The organism is Paenarthrobacter sp. Y-19 (genome assembly GCF_029223985.1).
In the GTDB taxonomy this organism is placed as follows: domain Bacteria; phylum Actinomycetota; class Actinomycetes; order Actinomycetales; family Micrococcaceae; genus Arthrobacter; species Arthrobacter nicotinovorans.
The window spans coordinates 1818343-1837091 of the sequence record NZ_CP119414.1 but is presented as its reverse complement, the minus strand read 5'-3'; the positions used below and the strand labels follow the sequence as shown (position 1 = coordinate 1837091).

Annotated in this window: 19 protein-coding genes; 9 read left to right on the top strand and 10 right to left on the bottom strand. The window is 62.1% G+C overall.

Features of this window, described 5'->3' with window-relative positions; all coding sequences use genetic code 11:
* Positions 1–28 precede the first annotated feature (28 nt).
* Both PYR64_RS08500 and pepN read left to right on the top strand, forming a co-directional pair.
* Positions 29–1084, top strand: a complete 1056-nt coding sequence (locus PYR64_RS08500) for a putative sulfate exporter family transporter (protein ID WP_275779407.1) — start codon at positions 29–31, stop codon at positions 1082–1084.
* Positions 1085–1088: 4 nt separating this feature from the next.
* Positions 1089–3731 (top strand): aminopeptidase N, encoded by a 2643-nt coding sequence (gene pepN / locus PYR64_RS08495; protein ID WP_275779405.1) that lies wholly within the window; start codon positions 1089–1091, stop codon positions 3729–3731.
* Between the two features lie 83 nt (positions 3732–3814).
* Here pepN and PYR64_RS08490 read toward each other — a convergent pair whose 3' ends face one another.
* Positions 3815–4555, bottom strand: a complete 741-nt coding sequence (locus PYR64_RS08490; RefSeq protein ID WP_275779404.1) for an alpha/beta fold hydrolase — start codon at positions 4553–4555, stop codon at positions 3815–3817.
* A 73-nt stretch (positions 4556–4628) separates the two neighbouring features.
* On the opposite strand from PYR64_RS08490, the gene PYR64_RS08485 reads away from it, so the two are divergent.
* Positions 4629–5327: a YafY family protein gene (locus PYR64_RS08485; RefSeq protein WP_275779402.1), complete on the top strand. Its 699-nt coding sequence runs from the start codon at positions 4629–4631 to the stop codon at positions 5325–5327.
* A gap of 78 nt (positions 5328–5405) precedes the next feature.
* Here PYR64_RS08485 and PYR64_RS08480 read toward each other — a convergent pair whose 3' ends face one another.
* From PYR64_RS08480 to PYR64_RS08460, 5 genes are all read right to left on the bottom strand, one after another.
* Positions 5406–6506, bottom strand: coding sequence for a biotin/lipoate A/B protein ligase family protein (locus PYR64_RS08480; RefSeq protein WP_275779399.1), 1101 nt, complete (start codon positions 6504–6506; stop codon positions 5406–5408).
* An 86-nt stretch (positions 6507–6592) separates the two neighbouring features.
* Positions 6593–6850: a type B 50S ribosomal protein L31 gene (locus PYR64_RS08475; RefSeq protein WP_017200906.1), complete on the bottom strand. Its 258-nt coding sequence runs from the start codon at positions 6848–6850 to the stop codon at positions 6593–6595.
* A gap of 141 nt (positions 6851–6991) precedes the next feature.
* Positions 6992–7801, bottom strand: a complete 810-nt coding sequence (locus tag PYR64_RS08470) for an RNA methyltransferase (RefSeq protein ID WP_275779394.1) — start codon at positions 7799–7801, stop codon at positions 6992–6994.
* Between the two features lie 7 nt (positions 7802–7808).
* Positions 7809–8594, bottom strand: a complete 786-nt coding sequence (locus PYR64_RS08465; RefSeq protein WP_275779392.1) for a sulfite exporter TauE/SafE family protein — start codon at positions 8592–8594, stop codon at positions 7809–7811.
* A 17-nt stretch (positions 8595–8611) separates the two neighbouring features.
* The gene (locus PYR64_RS08460) at positions 8612–9397 is read right to left on the bottom strand and encodes an ABC transporter ATP-binding protein (protein ID WP_039241258.1); all 786 of its coding nucleotides are present in this window, start codon (positions 9395–9397) and stop codon (positions 8612–8614) included.
* A gap of 110 nt (positions 9398–9507) precedes the next feature.
* On the opposite strand from PYR64_RS08460, the gene serB reads away from it, so the two are divergent.
* Complete coding sequence (gene serB / locus PYR64_RS08455; RefSeq protein ID WP_275779390.1) at positions 9508–10401, top strand: phosphoserine phosphatase SerB; 894 nt, start codon at positions 9508–9510, stop codon at positions 10399–10401.
* Positions 10402–10977: 576 nt separating this feature from the next.
* Positions 10978–11346 carry a hypothetical protein gene (locus PYR64_RS08450; protein ID WP_018777594.1) on the top strand — a complete coding sequence of 123 codons (369 nt, stop codon included), beginning with the start codon at positions 10978–10980 and terminating at the stop codon, positions 11344–11346.
* Positions 11347–11411: 65 nt separating this feature from the next.
* Here PYR64_RS08450 and PYR64_RS08445 read toward each other — a convergent pair whose 3' ends face one another.
* The 3 genes from PYR64_RS08445 to PYR64_RS08435 all read right to left on the bottom strand — a co-directional run bounded on the left by PYR64_RS08445 (position 11412) and on the right by PYR64_RS08435 (position 14800).
* Positions 11412–12941: a sugar ABC transporter ATP-binding protein gene (locus tag PYR64_RS08445; protein ID WP_275779388.1), complete on the bottom strand. Its 1530-nt coding sequence runs from the start codon at positions 12939–12941 to the stop codon at positions 11412–11414.
* Between the two features lie 264 nt (positions 12942–13205).
* Positions 13206–13958 (bottom strand): SDR family oxidoreductase, encoded by a 753-nt coding sequence (locus tag PYR64_RS08440; RefSeq protein ID WP_275779387.1) that lies wholly within the window; start codon positions 13956–13958, stop codon positions 13206–13208.
* A gap of 116 nt (positions 13959–14074) precedes the next feature.
* Positions 14075–14800 carry a beta-ketoacyl-ACP reductase gene (locus tag PYR64_RS08435; RefSeq protein WP_039241251.1) on the bottom strand — a complete coding sequence of 242 codons (726 nt, stop codon included), beginning with the start codon at positions 14798–14800 and terminating at the stop codon, positions 14075–14077.
* Positions 14801–14953: 153 nt separating this feature from the next.
* On the opposite strand from PYR64_RS08435, the gene PYR64_RS08430 reads away from it, so the two are divergent.
* From PYR64_RS08430 to PYR64_RS08415, 4 genes are read left to right on the top strand one after another with little or no spacing between them, the layout of a single operon-like run.
* Positions 14954–15457 carry a DUF3099 domain-containing protein gene (locus PYR64_RS08430; RefSeq protein ID WP_064722130.1) on the top strand — a complete coding sequence of 168 codons (504 nt, stop codon included), beginning with the start codon at positions 14954–14956 and terminating at the stop codon, positions 15455–15457.
* The gene (locus PYR64_RS08425) at positions 15454–15726 is read left to right on the top strand and encodes a hypothetical protein (RefSeq protein WP_039241248.1); all 273 of its coding nucleotides are present in this window, start codon (positions 15454–15456) and stop codon (positions 15724–15726) included. Before PYR64_RS08430 ends, PYR64_RS08425 begins: the two co-directional genes overlap by 4 nt.
* A complete protein-coding gene (locus PYR64_RS08420) occupies positions 15727–16593 on the top strand; it encodes an SURF1 family protein (protein ID WP_275779386.1) in 867 nt (288 codons plus the stop codon).
* Positions 16577–17062, top strand: a complete 486-nt coding sequence (locus PYR64_RS08415) for a YbaK/EbsC family protein (protein WP_055975727.1) — start codon at positions 16577–16579, stop codon at positions 17060–17062. The genes PYR64_RS08420 and PYR64_RS08415 overlap by 17 nt, the downstream gene beginning before the upstream one ends.
* A 28-nt stretch (positions 17063–17090) precedes the next feature.
* On the opposite strand, the gene PYR64_RS08410 is transcribed toward PYR64_RS08415, so the two are convergent.
* Positions 17091–18689, bottom strand: coding sequence for an ABC-F family ATP-binding cassette domain-containing protein (locus tag PYR64_RS08410; RefSeq protein ID WP_018777586.1), 1599 nt, complete (start codon positions 18687–18689; stop codon positions 17091–17093).
* Positions 18690–18749 lie beyond the last annotated feature (60 nt).

The window sequence follows — 18749 nt, the reverse complement described above, 5'->3', positions numbered from 1 at the left end:
CCGTGCCCCCATCCGGCAGGGTTGAGGCATGCCCTTCAACAGAATCGCGTCCCAGCTGTCACGGCTGGGGCCAGGGTTGGTCCTGAGCGTTGCCGCGACCGGCCTTGCCTTCGCCATGCACGCATTGCTGCCTGCGGTTTCAGTCATACCAGTCATGACGCTTGCTGTTGCTTTGGGTTTGCTCTCAGCAAATATACCGGGCACGGCGGTGGTCGTTGCGGGGCGCGCCCGGCCCGGCCTGGACTTCGCCGGAAAGCACCTGATGCGTGCGGGCATTGTGTTGCTCGGCCTCAAAGTCAGTGTGGGTGACGTGTTGGGACTCGGCTGGTTGTCCCTGCTCCTGATAGCCGGGGTGGTCCTGGCCAGTTTCGCCGGAACCTACGGCCTGGCGAGATGGCTGCGCCTGCCCGGTGAGGCTTCCTTGCTGATTGCTACGGGCTTCTCCATTTGCGGGGCCTCCGCCATCGGCGCCATGGCCGCAGTGCGGCGCATCAAACACCAGGACACGGTGCTGCCCGTCGCACTGGTCACCCTTTGCGGGACCTTGGCCATTGGCGTCCTGCCCCTGCTGATGCATCCGTTGATGCTGAGTCCGGAGCAGTTCGGGGCATGGACGGGCGCTTCCGTGCACGATGTCGGCCAGGTGGTGGCCACAGCGCAAACGGCAGGAACAGCGGCCCTGGCGATCGCCGTCGTCGTTAAGCTGACGCGGGTGATCCTCCTGGCCCCCATTGTGGCTGCGGCAGGACTGCATCAGCGGGTCCAGCATGTCCGTCAACGCGCCAACGGTTCAGCGGATGCGGACAATGCGGACGGCCGTTTCCCGCCCATCGTGCCGCTTTTCGTGGTCGCCTTCATCGCCATGGTCGCGGTCCGCTCGCTCGGATGGACGCCTCCGGAACTCCTGGAAGCGGCGGCGGTGGCACAGGACATTTTGCTGGCGTCGGCGCTTTTCGGTCTGGGCTCTGCCGTGCGTGTCAGGACGCTGATCCATACCGGGGGACGTGCTGCCGTGGTGGCACTGGGGTCCTGGCTGATCATCGCTTCACTGGGCCTGGGGGCTGCCTGGATCATGATTAGATAGCTGTGTGTCGAATCACAATCTGTCGCGCGATGAAGCCGCTACCCGTTCAGCCCTGATTACCACCCACAGTTACGACGTCACCCTTGATGTCCGGGACGCGGCGGATCCCGCAGTCAGCGGATATCCAAGCTCCAGCACCATCACTTTTTCGGCCCGGGCCGGCTCCGACACCTTCCTCGATTTCATCAGTGGGGGCGTGCAGTCCGTGGTGTTGAACGGACGCGCCTTGGATGTAGGAACAGTGGTGGACCAGGACAGAATCATCCTGGAGGGCCTCGCAACGGAGAACACCGTGACGGTTACAGGGACAGCCCTTTACAGCCGTTCCGGTGAGGGAATGCACCGTTTCGTGGACCCTGCCGACGGGCAGTGCTACCTCTACACCCAGTACGAACCGGCGGACTGCCGGCGTGTTTTCGCCAACTTCGAACAGCCCGACCTCAAAGCGGAATTCACGTTCCACGTCATTGCGCCGTCGGGCTGGGAAGTCGCGTCCAACGGCTCGGAGGCCGCCCGGGTGCCGGTGCCGGGCTCTGAGGACGTTTCCCAGTGGGACTTTGCCACCACTGAACGGATGTCCACCTACATCACCACTGTGCTGGCGGGCCCCTACTTCAAAGCCACCGACCACTGGGATGCAACGCTCGACGACGGCACCCGCCTGGATGTTCCGCTGGCACTTTACTGCCGCGCATCCTTGGCGCCGTCCTTCGATGCGGAGGAATTGTTCCGGCTCACCAAGAGCGGCCTGGCCTTCTTCAACAAGCTTTTCGACTATCCGTACCCCTGGGGCAAATATGATCAGGCCTTCGTGCCCGAGTACAACCTGGGCGCCATGGAAAACCCCGGGTTGGTGACCTTCACCGAAAAGTACGTCTATGCCTCACGTGCCACCGATGCCCAGTACCAGGCCAGGGCAAACACCCTCATGCACGAGATGGCGCACATGTGGTTCGGCGATCTCGTGACCATGACCTGGTGGGACGATCTGTGGCTGAAGGAATCGTTCGCCGATTTCATGGGAACCCTGGGTGTGGACCGGGCCACCGACTGGGACACAGCCTGGATAAACTTCGCCAGCAAACGCAAAGCGTGGGCCTACGTCCAGGACCAACTGCCCACGACGCACCCGATTGTGGCGGATATTCCGGATCTTGAGGCCGCAAAACAGAACTTTGACGGAATCACCTATGCCAAGGGTGCCTCAGTGCTGAAGCAACTGGTGGCTTACGTGGGCTTCGATGCCTTCATCGCCGGATCCCGGCAGTACTTCCGCGAGCATGCCTTCGGTAATACATCCCTGCAGGATCTGCTGAAGGCCCTCAGCGAAGCCTCGGGACGGGACCTCGGCGATTGGGCCAGGCAGTGGCTGCAGACCTCCGGTATCTCGACCATCACGGCCGACATCGTGGAGGACGATGGGGTGATGGGCGCGGTGATGCTGGAGCAGGAAGCCATCGATCCCTTGACCGGCCACCAGGAACTCCGGCCCCACCGTATGCGCCTTGGACTGTACGACGCCGACCAGACCGGCGCTTTGCTCAGGTTGGAAAGCCTGGAAGTGGATGTCGCAGGTCCCAGCACCCTCGTCTCCGGGCTTGCAGGCAAGAAGCGTCCGGCTTTGTTGCTGGTCAATGATGACGACCTGAGCTACGCCAAGGTACGGCTTGATCCTGTCTCCGAGCGCACGGTGCGTACCTCGCTGGATAAAATCCAGGACCCCATGGCCCGGGCGTTGTGCTGGACGGCACTGTGGGATTCTGCCCGGGACGGCGTGACGCCTGCTGCACGGTACGTGAGCGCGGTGGAGCAGTTCGCTCCGGCAGAATCCGGCATCGGAGTCCTCCAAAATGTGCTCGGAAACGCCGCCGGCGCCATTGAACGCTTCGTACCCCCACGGTCCAGGGACAGCGTTCGCACGGATTTCCTGGCTGTCGCGGCTCATCAACTGCGGGCTTCGGCTCCCGGCTCCGACGCGCAGCTGGCGTGGGCCAGAACGTTGGCAGAGGTCTCACGCCACGGTGACAGCCAGCTCCCCTTGCTGCGCAGCATCCTTGACGGCACCACAGTAGTGGAGGGCTTGACTGTCGACGCAGAGTTGCGATGGAGCTTCTGGCAGGCCCTGGCCGCGCACGGCGAGGCATCCCAGGCCGAGCTGGACAGGCAACTCGAAGCGGATAAGACAGCGTCAGGCAAGGAAGGGCACGCGTTGGCGTCCGCTGCCCGCCCGGATGCTGCCGTGAAGGCGGCAGCCTGGAACCTGGCCGTCAACACCACGGGCCTCTCCAACGAGATCCTCAGCGCCACAATTGCCGGCTTCGCCACTGCGCCCAGTGACATGCTGGCGTCCTATGTCGAGCCCTATTTCGAATGCCTTGAGCGTGTATGGGCCGAGCGGAGCATTGAAATTGCCGGCAGGATCGTCAGGGGCCTCTTCCCGGCGGCCCAGGACCTCGCGGAGGGAATGGAGCCCTCCGGCCATCCGGTCGTGCTCAGGACGGATGAATGGCTCCACCACCACTCTGATGCCCCGCGCGCGTTACGGCGCATCATCATTGAGCAGCGGAGCCACCTCCTGCGGTCCCTCACAGCTCAGTCGGCAAACACAGCGCAGTCGGCAAACACAGCACAGTCGGCACAGGTTTAGCTGTCATTCAGGACCGGACCCAAGCCCGTTCCTGCTCCTGCAGGCTGCGCAGGCTCTCCGCGCCGGCGGTCCAGGAATGCTCTTCAGTTGTTCCGGGTAGCTTCTGACTGAATGGCCCTGGCGAGGTCGCGGGGACGGCTCCACATGGGCCAGTGCCCCGTGGGGAGGTCAAGAACGTCGAGGTTCTCGATGTGCGCGACTTCGGCAAACATGCCATGGCCTGAGAGGGCGAGCTCCAACACGGTCGTGCCGGGTATCGAGCAGCACACCAGTGTGGTGGGGACCTTGCGGCGGGCATCGTTCGTGAGCTCGACGGGCTGACGAAGCACGCGGCCGGGTTCCGGGACGGCCCTGGCCTGGAAGCGCTCAAGGTCCCCGGTGTTCAGGCCTTCCAGGCTCGCTTGGCTTGCGAGGACATCGATGGACGGCAACGGAAGCTCCGCCACCCCGTCCGGAAAGTCCGGGGCGAAGATACTTCCCGGCGCCAGAGGGCCCGAGTCTACCCAGACCATTCGGTGGATGAGCTTAGGGCGTCGGTCCAGGACGAGGCTGGCAGGTGCGTTTGCACCACTGTGGGCGACGAGGACCGCCGGCCGGTCTTCGGATACCTCGAGTCGCGCCATGGCGTCCAGGATCGCTGCTGCCTGATCGTCGAGGGTCCTCGCGGCACGGTCGGGGTCGTCGGGATCGAGGCCGGGCAAGGTCAATGCCGTCGCGCGTGAGTCATGGGACCCCAAGTGTTCCAGGACCTCGTCCCAGGCCCAAGCGCCCAACCAGTGGCCGGCGAGGAGAATGATGGTTGGGCGGTTAGTGGAAGTTGTCATGACACCACCCTCGCAGGCGCCGTGGACAAGGGTATGTCACTATTTGTGTCATGAATTTGGGAAGATTCGAACAGTGAGAAGAGTCGAACGGCTCCATGCCCTCTCTGAGATGTTGCGCCGCAGCGGAGCCCGGGGGGTCTCCGCCGAAACGCTGGCCAGGGAGTTCGCGGTATCAGTACGCACCGTCAAGAGAGACCTTGATGCCCTGGAGAACAGTGGGGCGCCCATCTGGTCCCGCCCAGGCCCCGGCGGTGGTTACGGACTGGCTGCAGGGTCCTCCCTGCCGCCCGTCACCCTGTCCCCGGCGCAGGCCGTGGCCCTCATGGCGGCTGTGTCCGCAGCGCCCGATGCGCCGTACGCAGACCTGGCCGCAGCGGGTATCCACAAAATCCTGGACGTCCTCGATCCCGGAACCAAGGCTAAAGCAGACGAACTGGCCGGTCGCATCTGGGTCAATGAGGTTCGCTCCCCGTCGCGCAAAACCAGGTCAGCGCTGGAGGAAGCAATGGCCGCGCAGCGCGTGGTCCGTATGAGTTACACCTCGGCAGACGGGACTACGACCATCCGCGACGTGGAACCTGTGCTTTTCGCCTCCACGAACGGCCGGTGGTACCTGGTGGGGTGGTGCCGGCTGCGCGACGCGATGAGATGGTTTATCGTTTCCCGCATCGAAGGGGCCAGCGTCACCACAACTGCCTGCAGCGGCCATACCATCGACGAAGTTGGCGAGCCCCCGGTGAACGCCCGGCCGGTGCATGGGCGTGCGCAGTGAACCCGACAGTATCCAGAACCCGGCAGTTTCCAACTCTGGTCAATCCAACTCCGGTCAATCCAACTCCGGTCATGATGATCAGGGAACCCGGTTCAGCCATTCACTGGTACCGAACTTGGAGTCCACGCGTTTCCTGGCTTCTGCAAGCTCTGCTTCAGTGAGCACGGACTCTGAGGCACCGTATCGCTCGGTAAAAACGTCCTGCATGGCCTGCAGGATTGCGGCCCGCGCCATGCCGGTCTGGCGACGCAAGGGGTCCACGCGTTTCTTGGCGCTGCGGGTGCCCTTGTCCGAAAGCTTCTCCTTGCCGATCCGCAGCACTTCGACCATTTTGTCGGCGTCGATGTCGTAGCTCATGGTGACGTGATGGAGCATGCCGCCGTTGGCAAGCCGCTTCTGGGCGGCTCCGCCGATCTTGCCCTGGTCCGTTGCGATGTCATTGAGGGGCACATAAAAAGCGGTGATTCCCAGCTTCTCGAGTGCTGCCATGACCCAGGCATCCAGGAACGCGTATGAGTCGGCGAAGCTGATGCCGTCCACCAGGGTCTGTGGCAGGTACAGGGAATACGTGATGCAGTTGCCGGCCTCCATGAACATGGCTCCGCCGCCGCTGATCCGGCGGACCACGGTGATGCCGTGGCGGGCAACGCCCTCAGGATCAACCTCGTTCTTGACCGACTGGAAGCTGCCGATGACTACTGATGGCTCCTCCCAGTCCCAGAACCTTAGCGTGGGATTACGCAACCCGGCGCCGACTTCTTCGGTCAGTACTTCGTCCAGTGCGACGTTCACATGGGTCGGGAGAACTGACGGCGGGATGACGTCCCACTGGTGGTCGTCCCAGCTGGTGGCTTTGGACAATGCGCGTCGGACTGTAATGGCCACAGCTTCTGCGGAGAAACCGAACAGCGTTGCGCCGGCGGGCAATCCGGCGCTGACCGCCGCGGCAATATCTGCTGCTGTTGAGTTCCCGGGAAGTCCTGTCAGTGCCCCATTGATGTCCTGCAGGGCTTCATCGGGTTCGAGGAAGAAGTCGCCGCTCAGCGAAACGTTGGCAAACAGGCCGTCCACCACATCCAGGTCCACCACCACCAGTTTGCCGCCGGGAACTTTATATTCGCCGTGAAGGCGGGTCCCGGCGTCGTCGTTATCGGTTTCAGGTGTCGGCTGGGAAGTCATGGTTTCCATCTTGCCGGAAAACGCAAAAGCCCGCATTGCCGGAGAATCCGGTAATGCGGGCTTTTGAAAGCCTTGGGGTGAAGTGGTTACTTCTTGCCGCCGAAGCCCTTGAAGCGGGCGTTGAAGCGCTCGACGCGGCCAGCGGAGTCCATGATGCGCTGCTTGCCCGTGTAGAACGGGTGGGACTCCGAGGAGATTTCGACGTCGATAACCGGGTAGGTGTTTCCGTCTTCCCACTCGATGGTCTTCGAGGAAGACACGGTGGACTTGGTCAGGAACTGCGTACCGGAAGCCAGGTCGTTGAATACAACAGCTTCGTACTTCGGGTGGATATCAGACTTCATAATGGGACCTTTTGTTCACGCAACTGGATTTTGCCAGCTGCCAGGTATGAATGGAGGTGGTCCGTGGACTGCAATGCAACATTCCAGCTTCCGGACCAACAACCAATCATAGCCGAAACAAACACGCCATACGAACCGGCGTCAGCCCCGCGGACGGAGTTCCCAGAATGCCACGGCGGAGGCAGCTGCCACGTTGAGGGAATCGACGCCGGCGCGCATGGGGATCTTGACGGCGAGGTCGACGGCGGCAAGGGTCTCTGCGCTCATGCCGGCACCTTCGGTTCCCAGCACCAGCGCCAGTTTCGGGAGCTCCCTGGCGGCGAGGTCGTCAAGGTCCAGGGCGTCGTCTGTCAGTTCCATGGCTGCCACGGTGAAGCCCTGTTCCTTGAGGCGGCCCAGGTCCTGTGGCCAGCTCTCCAAACGTGCCCAGGGGACCTGGAAGACCGTGCCCATGCTGACGCGCACGCTGCGGCGGTACAACGGGTCGCCGCACCGTGGCGAGACCAGGACGGCGTCCACCCCCAGTGCAGCCGCCGACCGGAAAATAGCCCCCACATTGGTGTGGTCCACGATGTCTTCGAGCACGGCGACGCGCCTTGCGGATGCCAGGAGCTCCTCCAGCGGGACGGGAGCCGGGCGGTGCATGGCGGCCATGGCTCCCCGGTGGAGGTGGAAGCCCGTGATTTCCTCCAGGAGTGCCGCTCTCCCAATGAAGACCGGCACGTCCGGATAGGCCTGGAAGACGTCGGTGAGGTCCTCCAGCCACTTCTCGGCCAGGAAGAAGGAACGCGGCTGGTGGCCGGCGGCCAACGCCCTGCGCAGGACCCTGGAGGACTCGGCGATATACATGCCCTCGCGAGGCTCCCGGAGCTTCCGGAGGTGCACATCGGTAAGTGTTGTGTAGTCACTGACGCGTGGATCGTCAGCGGACTCAAGGTAGTGGAATGTCACCCCGGGATCACTTCAGGAGGTTGGAGATCATGAAGCCAAGCGCCACAATACCCAGGGTGAAGATGACGCCGCGCAACACCTTGGGCGACAACTTCCGGCCAACCTTCGACCCAAGCAGCCCGCCGATCGTGGAGCTGACGGCAATGAGCAGGACGACCCACCAGTTGATTCTGTCGAAGGCGAAGATGAGATAGGAAACAGCGGCAACCATGTTCACCGTCAGGGTGAGGATGTTCTTCATGGCGTTGGCATTTTGCATCGTGCCGGAGAGGAAAACTCCGAGGATCCCCACCAGGAGGATTCCTTGCGCGGCCACAAAGTAACCGCCGTAAACCCCGGCGAGGTAGATCATGACCACCAAGAGGATGCCGTGGCTCTTGTCCTTGATGGCATGCTCGGGGTTCTGTTCCCTGTTGCGGATCCATGCCTGGAGCTTGGGCTGGAACAGCACCATGAGCAAGGCTGCGACCAGCAGCACAGGTGCCACGTAGCCAAACACCTTTTCCGGCAGGTGGAGGAGCAGCCATGCGCCGGTGATGCCACCCAACAGCGATGCCGGCATCAGCTTGAGCAGTTGCCTGCCGCGGCCGGCCAGTTCGCGGCGGTAACCCCAGGCGCCAGCGGCCGTACCGGCTACGAGACCCATCGCGTTGCTCATGGAAGCGACGACGGGCGCCACACCCAGGGCGATCAGCACGGGGAAGGTCACCAAGGTGCCCGAGCCGACTACTGCGTTGATGGTGCCGGCCCACAAACCCGCAAAAAAGACCAGGATGCTGCTAAGAATCTCCACGTTTGTCCCGGACCGCCCTAGCGCCGTGCGGTGGCTGTGTAGCGCCCGGCGTTTTCGGAAACGTCCAGCGCCAGGCCAAAGGTGTTGCCGAGGTGCTCGTCAGTGAGGACGTCCTTGATGGGACCGGCAGCCACCACGCCCCCTTCCCGGAGCAGCATGGCGTGGGTGAATCCCGGCGGCACTTCTTCCAGGTGGTGGGTTACCAGGACCATGGCCGGCGCGGCCGGGTCGCTAGCGAGTTCGCCGAGTTTGTGAACCAGCTCTTCGCGGCCGCCAAGATCAAGGCCGGCGGCAGGCTCATCCAGCAAGAGGAGTTCGGGGTCGGTCATCAGGGCGCGGGCGATCTGTACCCTCTTCCGCTCACCTTCGGACAACGTTGCGAAGGTGCGGTTGAGAAGGGGGCCCATCCCCCAGTCGTTCAGGAGGCCAAAGGCGCGCCGTTCGTCGTCGCGCTCATAGCCTTCCCGCCAGCGGCCGGTGACGCCGTACGCTGCCGTGACCACTACGTTCAGGACGTTCTCATGCTCGGGGATCTGGGTAGCCAGCGCTGCGGAGGAGAGTCCGATCCGGGGCCGGAGTTCGAAGACATCGACACGACCCAGGGTTTCGTCGAGGATTCCGGCCTTGCCGCTGCTGGGATGGAGGCGCGCGGCCGCAATCTGGAGAAGAGTCGTCTTGCCCGCGCCGTTCGGGCCAAGGATGACCCAACGTTCGCCTTCGTTGACCTGCCAGTCCACCTTGTCCAGCAGGGTCTTCTTGCCGCGGACAACGCTGACGGAGGCCAATTCCAGAACATCACTCATAGCAGTAGACACTAGGACAAAACTGCACATGACTGATAACTGATGTTTCTGCTCGTATATGAGTCGAAACAGTTTCGGGTGGACGGAGCGCCCTCAGTAGGATTGAAGCCATGACTTCGAACTTGGCTGCGGTCAGCTATGGCGTGAAACTATCCCCCGATTCGCTTGAGGGCGTGCACAAGGTACTGGCCGACGCAGGCGCAGAAGTGTCAGCGGAATCACACAGCGGCGATGACAGGTTCGGCGTCTTTACGTCTGAATTGAACGTGCGGCTTGATTCGTCCGCCGAGCTGTCCAATCTTCGACGCCGGGTGGCCGAAGCTGCCGTCGAGGGCGCCGATACCGCCCTGGTACCTGCAAGCCTTCGGCAGGCAGGGCGCAAGCTGCTCATCATGGATGTGGATTCAACGCTCATCCAGCAGGAAGTCATAGAGCTGCTCGCAGCATATGCGGGCAAGCGCGAAGAGGTCGCTGCCGTCACCGAAGCTGCCATGCGGGGTGAATTGGATTTTGCGCAGAGCCTCCATGCCCGTGTGGCCGTGTTGGCGGGCCTGCCGGCCGACGTCGTGAATTCCGTCCGCGACGAGGTACGCCTCAGCTTGGGGGCGGCAGAACTCGTGGCCGCGTTCAAGGCGGCCGGCCACGTGGTGGCTGTTGTTTCCGGTGGCTTCAACCAGATCCTTGGGCCCATCGCAGAAGATCTGGGCCTTGATTACTGGATTGCCAATGAGCTTGAAATCGTCGACGGCGCGTTGACCGGCAAAGTCCTGGGGGCCGTCATCGATCGGGCTGCCAAGGAGAAGTACTTGAGGCAGTGGGCTGCGGCCGAGGGAATCGAGTTGGCGCACACGATCGCTGTCGGTGACGGCGCGAACGACCTCGACATGCTGGGCGCGGCCGGGATCGGTGTGGCATTCAACGCCAAGCCCGCGGTCCGTGCAGTGGCGGACGCCGCGATCAATATGCCCTACCTCGACGCTGTGCGGCACATCGCCAACGTCTGACCCGGCTCTACGGACTTCCCGGTTTTTTCGCGACACGATCGACGCTGCTGTCCCACCTATTGGTGACTCACAGCAACCAGATCCCCAGGAGCGAAAGATTGGTTATTCAGCAAACACACGTGGGAGCGTCCGTTGGCATGGCCGGCCTTGACGCGACGATTGTCCAGATCGGCCTCATGGCCATACTCATTCTTGGTGCGGCGATAGCAGCCCTTATCGGGTCCTTCGCCGTGCTTGTCCTGGTGCCGCTGGCGGCAGTCGTGGTTCGGAGGCACCACGGAAGACGCGCACAGCCCTCCCGTGGGCCAGGGACGACGGACGAAACCGGTCCTTTTCGGGGTGTCGGACCCCGGCATGCGAATGTCACAAGAAACACGTGACTCGATTTCGTGACGCAAGAAATCGAATACGTAATTTGATTGTTACCCGCGATGGGTCGAGCGCGGATTATTCACGAAATCTTGGAATCGAGCTGCTTTTTAATCGGCGAATGTGCCTACCCTGTTGGAGGAATCGAGAGCAAATGTCCATCTCCCGTATTCCACTGAAGTCATTACCAAACAGGAAGAATGCAACATGAGCACGCTTGATGAAGCCATAAAGCAACTGCTGTCCATTGAAGGCGCTACTGGCGCGGCCGTCGTCGACTATTCCAGTGGCATGGCACTCGCGCAGGGAGGAAACCCCGGATTCGATCTCGGGGTAGCGGCGGCCGGAAACTCGAATGTGGTGAGCGCAAAGCTGCGCACCATGGCTGACCTCAGCCTGGACGGAGATATCGAAGACATTCTCATCACCCTGGGTGGGCAGTACCACCTCATCAACGTCCTGAATTCACGTGACTCCAAGGGATTGTTTGTGTACTTGGTGCTCGATCGTACCTACGCAAACCTCGCCCTGGCCCGTCACAAACTCAACAACGTAGCCAAGGGAATCACCATCTGATCAAGGTCGTCAGCATGGGGACGGCCGCTTGACCGCGGCCGTCCCTTATCAGTGGCTGTCCCCTGTTAGTGGCCGTCTTCGGACACTGTCTCCAGGCGCTGGCTCTTCACCCTCCGGGCACCACTGTTTGCCGAGGCGACGGCTTTGCCCAGCATGTGGTAGACCAAAACGTCCTCATTGGTGTTGGCGTTTGCCTCGATGGTGACAAGCTCACCATCGCGGACTACTCCTATCCGGTGGCACCAGTTGACTAGTTCCGTGAGATCCGAGGACAGCAGAATGATCGCGACACCTGTCTCCCTCAGTTCGTTGAGCATCTGGTACACAACGTCCTTCGCCCCAATGTCGATGCCGCGGCTCGGATGACTCAGGATCAACACGTCACAGCCGCTCGTCATCCATTTGGCGAGGGAGACCTTCTGGCGGTCCCCGCCTGACAGGTTTGTAACAGAACCGTGGATGTTCGTCGTGCTGATGCGCATGCGGCGCACAAGGTCTATCACTCCACGGAGCCCGGCAATCTCGTCCTGCAATCCTGCTTCGACGGAATCCTCACGCAGGCCGGTGGCAATACTGGTTGTTGTTTCCACGTGTCCGGCGTCGTCCGAGAGGTAACCGATCCTGTGCCGCAGGGCGTCCTCAGGACCCTGGATGTCAATGGACTGTCCATGCAGGAAGAGCTCTCCCGAGGTGCGGGGCCTCCTACCCACCAATGATTCGAGCAAGTGATAGACACCCGATTGATGGGTTCCGAGCAGTCCGAAAATTTCGCCTTTGCCGACGCTGAAGGTCACGTCCCGGACAGAGTCCTCAACATTGAGGTTCATGACCCGCAGCACCTCGTCATCGCAGGCCGGCTCCGCAGGCCGCTGGCCGCCCGCCGGCTTGTGCTGCAGCAACAGGAAAGCCAGTTCATCGGCGTCGGTCCGGCTGGCCTCAACGACCCTGTGGACCCTGCCATCACGCAACACGGCAATGCGGTGCGCGATTGAATGGACTTCATCGAGGCGGTGGGTGATGTAGATGATCGCCCGCCCTTGGCTGATCAGCATTCGGAGGACCTGGTGCAGGGCGGCGACGTCGTGATCAGGAAGGGAAGCAGCCACTTCATCCATAATGACCAGTTGTGCTTCCTCAGCCACCATCCGCAGGACTTCAACGAGCGTTTGTTCGGCCCGGACCAGGGTGCCCACCGTCGCGTCAGGATCCAGGTCCAAGCCGGCGTCCTTGATGAGTTTCAGGGCGGGACCCCGAAGTTCCGTATGGGGCTTTCCGGATTGGAAGGTGCCCCGGTACACGGCCTCGGCCACTGTCATACCGGGATCGAGGCGGAAGTTCTGCGGAACAATCCCCACGCCACAGGCCTGCGCTTCTTCGCGCGAATCGGGACCGTATTTTTCTCCCGCCAACGTCATGGATCCGGACTCGTGCCTGAGCGATCCCGACAGGACATCCATCAGGGTGGTCTTCCCTGCCCCGTTGGTTCCGATCAGTCCAAGTATCTCGCCTCGATGCAATGAGAAATCGACACCCTTGAGGATGCGGCGCTGGTCATGTGAGGCATGAATACCATCCGCATGCAATAGCAGGTCCACAGAAGCTCCTAATCCGCACTAATGCGTGAACGGCTGTCGAAAGGCCGTAATGCGCAAAGCATCCAGAAAAGCACTGACGAAATAAGGGGTCCGGATGCAGTGCTGAGTCAATCAGAAGACCTAACAAAAGGCAAAAAAGAATAACAAAACCATCACTGGCAATTCGTGACGCGAGATTATCAGAATTTATCAAAATGTCATCATCTGCTGCTTAAAAGGAAGCGGCCCGGGACAAGTCCCGGGCCGCAACGAAAGAAGCCGCAGTTACTCGGCGTTTTTGCTGAAGTAGTCCGAGCCGCCGACATACTCGGTGTGTCCGGATTCGACATCGGCTGTCACCATCTTTGCGACCTCAGCGGCGAACTCTTCCACGGAGTACAACTTGCCCGCTTCTGCGCGGCGGGCCTCGATGGCTCCCGGGTTGGACCGGTCAAGAAGGGTTGCCGTTACGGTCCCCTCGATCATGTCGCCGGAAACCACTACAAGAGAGATGCCCTTGTCTGCGAGGCTGGGCAGCAACGCACGGAGGGCGTCTTCACCAGCGCGCTTGCTCTTGGCCACGGGCTCGTACTCAGGCATGGTGGGAACGGTCTCCACGAAGTGAGCCTGGTGACTGGTCACGAAGACCACCCGCGAACCTTCCGGCATGAGGGGCACGGCAGCGTTGAGCATGTTGATCTGGGCGTCGCGGTTCAGTTTGAGCGCGTAGCCCTCCTCCATGCCGCTTTCCATGCCTCCTGAGGCATTGAGCACGAGCACGTCGAGGGAGCCGAACTGCTCCATGGCTGTGCTGGCCAGGGCATGCACGCCTTCGTCGGTGGTGAGGTCTGCGCCAACCGCAGCTGCACGACCGCCGGCCGCCTGGATTTCGGCCACCACCTTGTTGGCGCGGGGTGCCTTCTGGCGGTAATTAACGACGACGGCGGCACCCTCGCCAGCGAGGATCTTGGCAACTTCAGCGCCGATTCCGCGGGAAGACCCCGTGACGATGGCGGTCTTGTTATCCAGCGTTCCCATTCGTGCTCCTTTTGTTCAGTTCATCCAAATTCCGTGTGCTCGGATTCCATCATGCCAGCGGCAACGATGAAATCCGTTGTCGGCCCCGGACAAAAACTACCGTTTGCGGTAGTGGGTCAGTGGCCCATTCCCAAGCCGCCATCAACGGGGATCACGGCGCCCGAGATGTAGGCGGCCTCATCACTGGCCACCCAGCGGACAACGTTGGCCACTTCGGATGCCTCAGCGAAACGCCCGGCCGGGACGTTGGCGAGGTAGGACTTCTGTGTGTCCTCCGGCAGTTCGGCTGTCATATCCGTGTTGATGAACCCGGGTGCCACTACGTTGGCGGTGATGCCACGGCTTCCCAGCTCGCGCGTCAGGGACCGTGCGATACCCACCATTCCGGCTTTGGAAGCGGAGTAGTTGATCTGTCCGGGAGCTCCGTAGAGGCCGGATACGGAGGAGATAAGCACCACACGGCCCTTGCGGAGCCTGATCATGCCCTTGCTGGCACGCTTGATGACCCGGAATGCTCCCGTCAAGTTGGTGTCGAGAACCGAGGTGAAGTCGTCTTCGCTCATCCGCAGCAGGAGCGTGTCCTTGGTGATGCCTGCGTTCGCCACCAGAACCTCAACCGGCCCGTGCGCCTCTTCGACAACCTTGAACGCCGCATCGATCGAAGCTTCATCAGTGACATCGGCCTTTACGCCCAGGATTCCCTCAGGGAGTTCTGTTTCACTGCGGTAGGTAACAGCCACCTTGTCGCCGTTGGCAAGGAATGATTCCGCGATGGCCAGGCCGATGCCGCGGTTACCGCCAGTGATCAGGACGCTGCGACCGGTGGATACTGCTTCAGACATGCTTTTGCTCCAGGTTCTGCGGTCATCGAATGCCGCGTGAAGAGGGATTTTCCTGTCTCGATCTTATCCGCCGCCTGCAGCAACCCGCGGGTAACCGGCACGCTGCGCGGTTTGGGCGGGCTATGGCCTTGGTGAGAGAATTGGAAGAGGCCTTTGGAGCGTGATGATTCAGCTGTGACACGAGAGAACAGCCCCCTGCAGCAAGTGCCCGGGGAACCGGACGCGGTCTCCAGCGACCCCGAAGTCCACAGCATCACCGATGCCGCTGCCGCGCACTCCGAGGACATGCGCGAACGAATGATCAAGTACGCCGTCGCCATGGGGATCCGCATGGTCTGCATCGTCCTGATTTTCGTCGTTGACGGCTGGTTCAAGATCATTGCCATTGCAGGCGCGGTCTTTCTCCCCTGGATCGCCGTGGTCATAGCCAACGGCAACGACAAAGCCGAGGACCACAGCGATTCACTGCTGGACTATGTGGCAGTTCCGGAACTCGAGCGGTCGGACCTGCCTGACGATGACCAGGATGGCGACGCGCCCACGGTGCTTCAGGGCGAACTGGTGGACGATCCACCGGCCGACGGAGAAGCAGACCCCGGAACGAATGACCACGCAGGAGAAGCCGGCAACCCCGGCGACGGACGGACGGCTTCATGAATATCTTTAATCTTGGCAGCGCAGGCTTGGGCAGCCAGGACTCCGGTCGCGCCACAGCAGCGGCCACATGCTCCCGGAAGGGATGCCGCCAGGATGCCGGGTGGCAGCTCCTGTGGAACAATCCTCGCATCCACACGCCGGAGCGTCGAAAGGTGTGGCTTGCGTGCGATGAGCACCGTGAATGGCTTGAAGACTACTTGCAGACCCGGGGCCTCTGGAAAGAGACGGTGCCGTTTACCGATGATCCGGCAGTGAACGAGGCCCGCTGAATGTACCGTTTCCTCTTCTCCAGCAAGTGGCTGGGGTACTTCGTTTTGGCCGTGATTTTCGCGACTGCCTGTGTGTTTTTGGGGCGCTGGCAGATGGACCGCAGGGCTGAGACGCTCGCCGAAATCAATCGCGTTGTCAGCAATTATTCCGCGACGCCCATCCCCTATTCCGAGATCAAGGACCAGTTCAACGCGCTGGATCCCGAACGGGAATGGACGCAGGTCCAACTCCGCGGCAGCTACGACATCGACGGGCAGCGCGTTGTCCGCAACCGCCCGTTGAACGGCCAGCCAGGCTACGACGTCGTGGTTCCTTTCCGCCTCACCACCGGCGAGGCGGTGGTGATCGACCGCGGCTGGCTGCCGATCGGCAACAACACACCGGGCCGTCCCGACGTCGTTCCGGCGCCTCCCACAGGCGAGGTCACCGTTGTTGCGCGCCTGAAGCCCGCCGAACCGAAGCTTGACCGCGGGGCGGTGGATGGGCAGCTTGCCTCCATTGACCTGGCAAGCTTTGCCACTGAACTTTCCTACCCCATCGCCACCGGAGCCTACGGACAGCTGGCCAGCGAGAACCCTGCCGTGCAGCCCATGCCGACACCGTTCCCCAAACCGGCCACCGAAGAAGGAACCCACCTCTCCTACTCCCTTCAATGGTTCGCCTTTGGAGTCCTGATGTTCATTGGGTTCGGCTACGCCGCGCGCCAACAGGCCCGCAACGCTGCCATCGACGCCGAAGACGAAGAGGACGAGCAGATCATGGCCGCCGGCGGAAGCCCGAAGCGCCGTGCCCCTGCCCCGCGCAAGAACAAGCGGCCCACAGCCGAAGAAGAGGAAGACGCAATCCTGGATGCACAAGGCTACTGAACCGGCTACTGATCCCGTGGACAACGTGCGGTCGGCCCTGATAGCCGCCGGCGCCAAGGACACAGTCCAAGTATTCGATGACGAGGTGCCTACGGCCGCAGCCGCAGCGGCGGTCCTTGGCTGCGAGGTGGCAGCTATTACCAACAGCCTGATATTCGATGTCGATGGCGAACCGCTGCTGATCCTTGCCAGCGGCGCTGCCAAGGTTGACACCGCACTCGTGGCAGATCAGCTTGGGACCGGCAGGATCCGGCGCGCCAAGCCTGCATTCGTACTGGAGCACACGGGTCAGGAAGTGGGTGGAGTGGCCCCGCTGGGCCACCCCGGCAGGATCCGGACCATCTTGGATGCCTCGCTGGAACAGCACCCCGTCCTCTGGGCCGGCGCCGGCGACCACAACTCCATGTTCTCCATCAGTTATGAAGAACTCCGCAGGATCACGAACGCCGAGGAACTCCTGGTTCGTTAGCGCGATGCATGCGGGGCACCGCTGGCCCCTAGGCCAGGGTGATGAGGTCCAGGTAGTCCTCGTTCCAGTGGTCCTCGACACCGTCCGGGAGCAGCACTACCCGCTCCGGGTTCAAGGCCGACACTGCGCCTTCATCGTGGCTGACCATGACGACGGCGCCGCTGTAGTTCTTCAGCGCACCCAGGATTTCGGCACGGCTGGCAGGGTCAAGGTTGTTCGTGGGCTCGTCAAGGAGCAGCACATTGGCGCTCGAAGCCACAATGGTGGCAAGCGCCAGGCGTGTCTTCTCGCCACCGGAAAGCACTCCCGCGGGCTTGTCGACGTCGTCTCCGGAGAACAGGAACGAACCCAGGATCCCGCGGACCTCAGCGTCCTTCATGTCCGGAGCCGAGGACCTCATGTTTTCCAGCACCGTACGTTCGTGGTCCAGCGTCTCGTGCTCCTGGGCGTAATAACCCACCTTGAGTCCATGTCCCGGGATGATGTCGCCGGTATCAGGCTTGTCGACGCCGGCCAGCATACGCAGGAGGGTGGTCTTGCCGGCACCGTTGAGGCCGAGGATGACCACTTTGGAGCCGCGGTCGATGGCCAGATCCACATCCGTGAAGATTTCCAGGGAACCGTAGGACTTGCTCAGGCCCTCCGCGGTGAGCGGGGTCTTGCCGCACGGTGAAGGATCCGGGAAGCGCAGGGCGGCCACGCGATCGTTTTCACGAACCGCTTCAAGCCCGCCGAGAAGGCGTTCCGCACGTTTGGCCATGTTCTGAGCGGCAACGGCTTTGGTGGCCTTGGCGCGCATCTTGTTCGCCTGGTCGATCAGGACCTGGGCCTTCTTCTCTGCGTTGGCACGCTCGCGCTTACGGGCGCGCTCATCGGTCTCACGCTGCTGGAGGTAACGCTTCCAGCCCATGTTGTAGTAATCGATCTGGGCGCGGTTGGCGTCCAGATGGTAGACCTTGTTGACCGTGGCCTCGAGCAGCTCCACATCGTGGCTGATCACGATCAAGCCGCCTTGGTGGTCTTTCAGGAAGTCCCGCAGCCAGGTGATGGAGTCGGCGTCGAGGTGGTTGGTCGGTTCGTCAAGCAGCAGCGTTTCGGCCGAGGAATACAGGATGCGGGCCAGTTCCACACGGCGGCGCTGGCCACCGGACAGTGTCTTGAGCGGCTGGTTTAGGATGCGCTCCGGAAGGGCCAGGTTCGAGGAAATGGCGGCAGCCTCTGCCTCCGCGGCGTACCCGCCACCGGCCAGGAACTCCGACTCCAAGCGGTCGTACCGGTTCATGGCCTTCCGTTGGATGGACGCATCTTCGCTGGCCATCTCCTGCTGTGCCTTCTTCAGCTTTCCGACCACCACATCCAGGCCGCGGGCCGAGAGGATACGGTCGCGGGCGAGCTGTTCCATGTCAGGCGTCCGGGGATCCTGGGGCAGGTAGCCGATCTCGCCACTGCGCGTCACTTTGCCGCCTGCGGGAAGACCCTCCCCTGCCAGGACGCGCGTCAGGGTCGTCTTGCCGGCACCGTTGCGGCCGACCAGCCCGATCTTGTCCCCTTTGTCCACCCTGAAGTTGACCTGGTCCATGAGCAGGCGTGCGCCGGCGCGGAGTTCGAGTTCCTGGACGGTAATCAATTCGGGTGATGCCTTTCAATGGGGAACGCCTGCGGGGGCCGGTGGGCCCGATGAGTGCGG

Excerpts from the sequence above, each read along its gene's own strand:
- PYR64_RS08500 (WP_275779407.1), top strand. The coding sequence starts at position 29 with ATGCCCTTCAACAGAATCGCGTCCCAGCTGTCACGGCTGGGGCCAGGG.
- PYR64_RS08490 (WP_275779404.1), bottom strand. The coding sequence starts at position 4,555 with ATGACAACTTCCACTAACCGCCCAACCATCATTCTCCTCGCCGGCCAC.
- PYR64_RS08480 (WP_275779399.1), bottom strand. The coding sequence starts at position 6,506 with ATGACTTCCCAGCCGACACCTGAAACCGATAACGACGACGCCGGGACC.
- PYR64_RS08475 (WP_017200906.1), bottom strand. The coding sequence starts at position 6,850 with ATGAAGTCTGATATCCACCCGAAGTACGAAGCTGTTGTATTCAACGAC.
- PYR64_RS08460 (WP_039241258.1), bottom strand. The coding sequence starts at position 9,397 with ATGAGTGATGTTCTGGAATTGGCCTCCGTCAGCGTTGTCCGCGGCAAG.
- serB (WP_275779390.1), top strand. The coding sequence starts at position 9,508 with ATGACTTCGAACTTGGCTGCGGTCAGCTATGGCGTGAAACTATCCCCC.
- PYR64_RS08450 (WP_018777594.1), top strand. The coding sequence starts at position 10,978 with ATGAGCACGCTTGATGAAGCCATAAAGCAACTGCTGTCCATTGAAGGC.
- PYR64_RS08440 (WP_275779387.1), bottom strand. The coding sequence starts at position 13,958 with ATGGGAACGCTGGATAACAAGACCGCCATCGTCACGGGGTCTTCCCGC.
- PYR64_RS08435 (WP_039241251.1), bottom strand. The coding sequence starts at position 14,800 with ATGTCTGAAGCAGTATCCACCGGTCGCAGCGTCCTGATCACTGGCGGT.
- PYR64_RS08425 (WP_039241248.1), top strand. The coding sequence starts at position 15,454 with ATGAATATCTTTAATCTTGGCAGCGCAGGCTTGGGCAGCCAGGACTCC.
- PYR64_RS08420 (WP_275779386.1), top strand. The coding sequence starts at position 15,727 with ATGTACCGTTTCCTCTTCTCCAGCAAGTGGCTGGGGTACTTCGTTTTG.
- PYR64_RS08415 (WP_055975727.1), top strand. The coding sequence starts at position 16,577 with ATGCACAAGGCTACTGAACCGGCTACTGATCCCGTGGACAACGTGCGG.